The organism is Streptomyces longispororuber (genome assembly GCF_014656095.1).
GTDB lineage: Bacteria > Actinomycetota > Actinomycetes > Streptomycetales > Streptomycetaceae > Streptomyces > Streptomyces longispororuber.
In genome coordinates this window covers 1-4,686 of sequence record NZ_BNBT01000272.1, presented here as the reverse complement: position 1 = coordinate 4,686, position 4,686 = coordinate 1, and the positions used below count along the sequence as shown (strand labels likewise).

At 74.3% G+C, this 4,686-nt stretch carries 2 protein-coding genes and 1 pseudogene; all 3 read right to left on the bottom strand.

Annotated features, from left to right (window positions below):
* Positions 1–108: 108 nt before the first annotated feature.
* Positions 109–2,289, bottom strand: a complete 2,181-nt coding sequence (locus IE330_RS37695; protein ID WP_190140695.1) for a bi-domain-containing oxidoreductase — start codon at positions 2,287–2,289, stop codon at positions 109–111.
* Positions 2,290–2,306: 17 nt separating this feature from the next.
* Complete coding sequence (gene asnB, locus IE330_RS37690; RefSeq protein ID WP_190140694.1) at positions 2,307–4,241, bottom strand: asparagine synthase (glutamine-hydrolyzing); 1,935 nt, start codon at positions 4,239–4,241, stop codon at positions 2,307–2,309.
* 2 nt (positions 4,242–4,243) lie between these two features.
* Positions 4,244–4,686: pseudogene (locus tag IE330_RS37685) on the bottom strand (Wzz/FepE/Etk N-terminal domain-containing protein); the annotation flags it as partial.

Genomic DNA, 4,686 nt, shown 5'->3' with positions numbered 1-4,686 from the left:
GCCGCGCCGAGCGCCAGCGCCGTCGGCGCACGGCGTCGCCCACCCGGCCGCCGACCTCCCGCGGCCCCATCCGGGACAGCCGCCGCAGGTACCAGCCCGGGCTCGTGTTCATCGCGCCCTCGCCAACGTCACCGGCGCGCCCTCGGCCAGGCTCGCGCGCACGGCCAGGGTGGCCGCCGTGGTGGCGGCCAGCGACTCCAGCGGCACCGGCATCGGCCCGCCCGTCCGCACGGCCTTGACGAACGCGGCCAGCTCGGCCTCCTGGCCCTTGTCCCGGGCCTTGGGCAGCCGCGAACTGACCCACCGCTTGCGGGTGTACACCGAGGCCCGGACGAAGTCGTCGAGCCGCAGCGCCTTGCCGTCCGCGACCAGGTCCAGCGTCTCCTTGGGCAGGCTCGCCGGGCCGGAGGTGACGTAGCTGACGGTGGCGGTGGACCCGTCCGGGTAGCGGAGCACGACCTGGAGGTCCTCGGTGCCCGACGGCGCGGTCGCGTACACCGAGACCGGGTCGGCCCCGAGCAGCCAGCTCACCGTGTCGACGAAGTGCCCGCCCTCACCGGCGAACCGCGAGCCCTCGGTGTCCCCCCGCAGATACCAACTGCCGTGGTCGAGGCGGCCCGCGTTGACCAGGTAGCGGACGCTCGCCGGACCGGTCCGGACGCCGAACCGCTCCCGGGCCTCGCGCAGCAGCGGCGCGAACCGGCGGTTGAAGCCCACCTGGATCCGGTCGTTGCCGGACTCCTCCACCGCAGCGAGCACCCCGGCCAGCTCCTCCTCGGTGAGGGCCAGGGGCTTCTCCACGAACACCGCCTTGCCGGCGAGCAGCGCCCTGCGGGTCAGCTCGGCGTGCGAGCTGTGCCGGGTGACGACGAGGACCGCGTCGACGGCACGGTCACCGAGGACGGCGTCGAGGTCGGTGGTGGCCTCGGCGAAGCCGAACTTCCGCCGCGCGTTGGCCGCGGACAGCGCCGTCGTGGTGACGACCGTGGACAGCTCGACGCCGTCGCGCCCGGCCAGGTGCGGCAGCAGCATCGACGTCGCGTAGGTGCCCGCGCCGACGAAGGCGAGCCGCACCGGCGACGTGGCGGGCCGCGGCGGACCCGGCTGCACGCGCACCGTGGGCACGGCCACCGACGGGGCCTCGGCGGCCGGAGCCGCGTCGACGCGGTCGGCGTACCGGAAGAGCACGGCCACGGCCTTCAGGTCGCCGTCCTTCAGGCGCTGGTACGTCTCGACGGCGTCGTCGAAGTCGGCGACGTGGGAGACCAGGGGCGCCACGTCGACGCGGCCGCGGGCCACGAGGTCGAGGAAGCACGCCAGGTTGCGGCGCTCGGTCCAGCGCACGTAGCCGATCGGGTAGTCCCGCCCCTGAAGCTCGTACTCCGGGTCGTAGCGCCCGGGGCCGTAGCTGCGGGAGAAGCGGACGTCGAGCTCCTTCTCGTAGTACGCGTTCCACGGCAGGTCCAGGCGGCACTTGCCGATGTCGACGACCCGGCCGCGGTCCCGGCAGAGCCGGGCGGCCAGCTCGACGGGCTGGTTGCTGTCGCCGCCGGCGGCCAGGTACACCTGGTCCACGCCGTGGCCCTCGGTGAGCCCGGCGACGGCGGCCTCCACGGCCGCGGACGCGGGGTCGCCGCAGGCCTCCGCCCCCAGGCGCCCGGCGAGTTCGCAGCGCGCCGGGTCGGGGTCGACGCCGACGACGCGGACCCCGGAGGCGGCGAGGAGCTGCACCACGAGCTGCCCGATCAGGCCGAGGCCGATGACCAGCGCCACGTCGCCGAGGTGCGGCTCGCCGCGGCGCACGCCCTGCAGCGCGATCGACCCGACGGTGCCGAAGGCCGCGTACCGCGGGTCCAGGCCCTCCGGCACCCGCGCGTAGAGGTTCTTCGGCACCCAGTTCAGCTCGGCGTGCAGCGCGTGCTCGTTGCCCGCGCACGCCACGACGTCGCCCACCGCCACGTCGTCGATCCCGGCGCCGACCTGCTCGACCACCCCGCACAGCGAGTAGCCCAGCGGCGTGTAGGAGTCCAGCTTGCCCATCACCTTGCGGTAGGTGGCGGGTACCCCGTTGGTGGCCACGCTCTGCATGACCTTGGCCACCTGGTCCGGCCGGGAGCGGGCCTTGCCCACCATCGACATGCCGGCCTCGGAGACCTTCATCAGCTCGGTCCCGGTGGATATCAGCGAGTAGGAGCTGCGCACCAGCACACCGCCCGGCTTGCACCCCGGCACCGGCACGTCGAGCACCGCCAGCTCGCCGCTCTTGTAGTTCTGCACAACCTGTTTCACCCGAAGTCCCCTTGTTTCTACGCCGTCAAGCGAGCGTTCTCGCCGGACCCGGAGGTCGCGCCGCGATACCAGTACTCGAGGGTCAGCACATGCCACAGATGCTTGGAGAAGTCCCGCTGCCCGGCGGCGTCCTCGGCCACCAGCCGCGCCAGCGCGTCGCGGCGCAGGATGCCGGAGCTGACGAGCACGCCGTCGTGGACCACCTCGCGCACCAGCGGCGCCAGGTCCCGGCTCATCCAGGCCCGCAGCGGCGCGCTGAACAGGCCCTTGGGCCGGTACACGATCTCCTTGGGCAGGATCGAGGTGGCCGCCTCCTTCAGCACGGCCTTGCCCTGGCGGCCGACGATCTTGCGGTCGCCGGGCACGGCGAACGCCGCCTCCACCACGTCGACGTCCACGTACGGCACCCGCACCTCGGTCGACGCGGCCATGCTGGAGCGGTCCGTGTACGCGAGGTTCAGGCCCGGCAGGAACATCCGGGCGTCCCCCAGGCACATGCGGTTGACGAAGTCGTCGAGGTCGTTGTCCGCGTAGACCTCCGCGTGCTCGGCCAGCACGTCGTCGACCGCCCCGGCCAGGTCCGGAGCGACCAGGCCGAGCAGCTCCTCCCGGTCGTACATCGTGTAGCTGCGCCGGAACGCGGTCTCCTCCGGCAGGTCGGCGAAGGACAGGAACCGCTTCGCGAACCGCACCGACCGGTACCCCCGGCGGCTCGTGGCGACCGGCAGCCGGTCCACGGCCCCCGAGACCCCGCGCCGCAGCGCCCGCGGGACGCGCTGGTAGCGCAGCGCCAGCAGATTGGCCAGGTGCTTGCGGTACCCGGCGAACAGCTCGTCGGCGCCCATCCCCGAGAGCATCACCTTCACCCCGGCCTCCCGGGCGGCCTCGCAGATGAGGTACGTGTTGATCGCGGCGGGGTCGCCGATCGGCTCGTCCAGGTGGTACGTCATCCGCGGCAGCAGGTCGAGCACGTCCGGGGCGATCTCGATCTCGTGCAGGTCGACGCCGAACCGCCCGGCCACCTGCCGGGCGTAGCGCAGGTCGTCCGGCATCGCCTCGAACCTGGCGTCCTCGGCGCGGAACCCGATCGTGTACGCGGAGATCCCGGGCCGGTGGCGGGCCGCGAGCGCGGTCAGATAGCTGGAGTCGAGGCCGCCGGAGAGGAAGGTCGCCACGGGCACGTCCGACAGCAGGTGCTGCCGGGTCGACTCCTCGACCACGGCGGCCAGGTCCGGCCGCTCGCCCGCGCGGGCCCGCTCCCGCCCCGCGGCGGCGACGTCCTTCAGGTGCCAGTACCGGCCGCGCTCCACCCGCCCGTCGGGCCGGCACCGCAGCCAGCTCCCCGGCGGCAGCTTCTCCGCCCCGCGCAGCGCGCAGCGCGAGTCCGGCACCCAGTAGTACAGCAGCGAGGCCACCAGCGCCCCGTGGTCCACCTCCAGCGCACCGCCGGTCACGGCGGCGAGCGCCTTGAGCTCGGAGGCGAACACCAGGCCCTCGCCGCGCCGCAGCAGGAACAGCGGCTTGATGCCGAGCTGGTCGCGGGCGAGCACCAGCTCACCGGTGCGCTCGTCGAAGATCCCGAACGCGAACATGCCGCGCAGCCGCGGCAGACAGCCGGTGCCCCAGCGCCGCCAGGCCTCAAGGAGCACCTCGGTGTCGGAGGTGCCGCGGAAGCGCACCCCCGCGGCGGCGAGTTCGGCGCGCAGCTCGGGCGCGTTGTACAGCTCGCCGTTGTACGTCAGGGCGAGGCCGCCCGAGACCATCGGCTGGGCGCCGGTTTCGGACAGGTCGATGATCGCGAGGCGGCGGTGCCCGAGGTGCACGTCGCCGTCACCGGCCGAGTGGCTGTAGCCGCCCGACCCGTCCGGGCCGCGGTGGGCGAGGACATCGGTGAGCCGGTCGGTCACGACCTTCCCGTCCGGCCACCGGTACGTGCCTGCGATGCCACACATGTCTACCGCGCCCCCTGGTCGCTGTTCGGCACCCGCGCGGCCGGCAGCGCCGTCCGCTCCGGCCGCTGCGGGTCCGTCTCGTTCCTCCGGGCCGGCCGCTCCGTGCGCGGCTGACCCGTCCCGTTCTGCCGGGCCAGCCGTTCATAAGGGCCGCGCGGCGCGGTGTGCCTCCCGTCCCACAGCGTGCCGTCGGTCCGGTCCCGCGGATCGGGTTCCACGAGCACCACGCCGAGCACCGCGATCTGCTGGTCCGCGAGGTGCCGCGCCACGGTGTGCAGCCACGCGGCGCTGCCGTGCCCGGCCCGTACCACGAGCAGCGTCCGGCCGCCGAGGTGGCGCAGGTCGGTCCAGGCCGTGCCGGGCGCCACCGAGCCGACGCCGAGGCGGCGCGCCTGCTGCGGGGCGTCCGCGGCCTGCTCGGCGCCGACCGCGGTCGGGTCGCCGC

Excerpts from the sequence above, each read along its gene's own strand:
- asnB (WP_190140694.1), bottom strand. The coding sequence starts at position 4,241 with ATGTGTGGCATCGCAGGCACGTACCGGTGGCCGGACGGGAAGGTCGTG.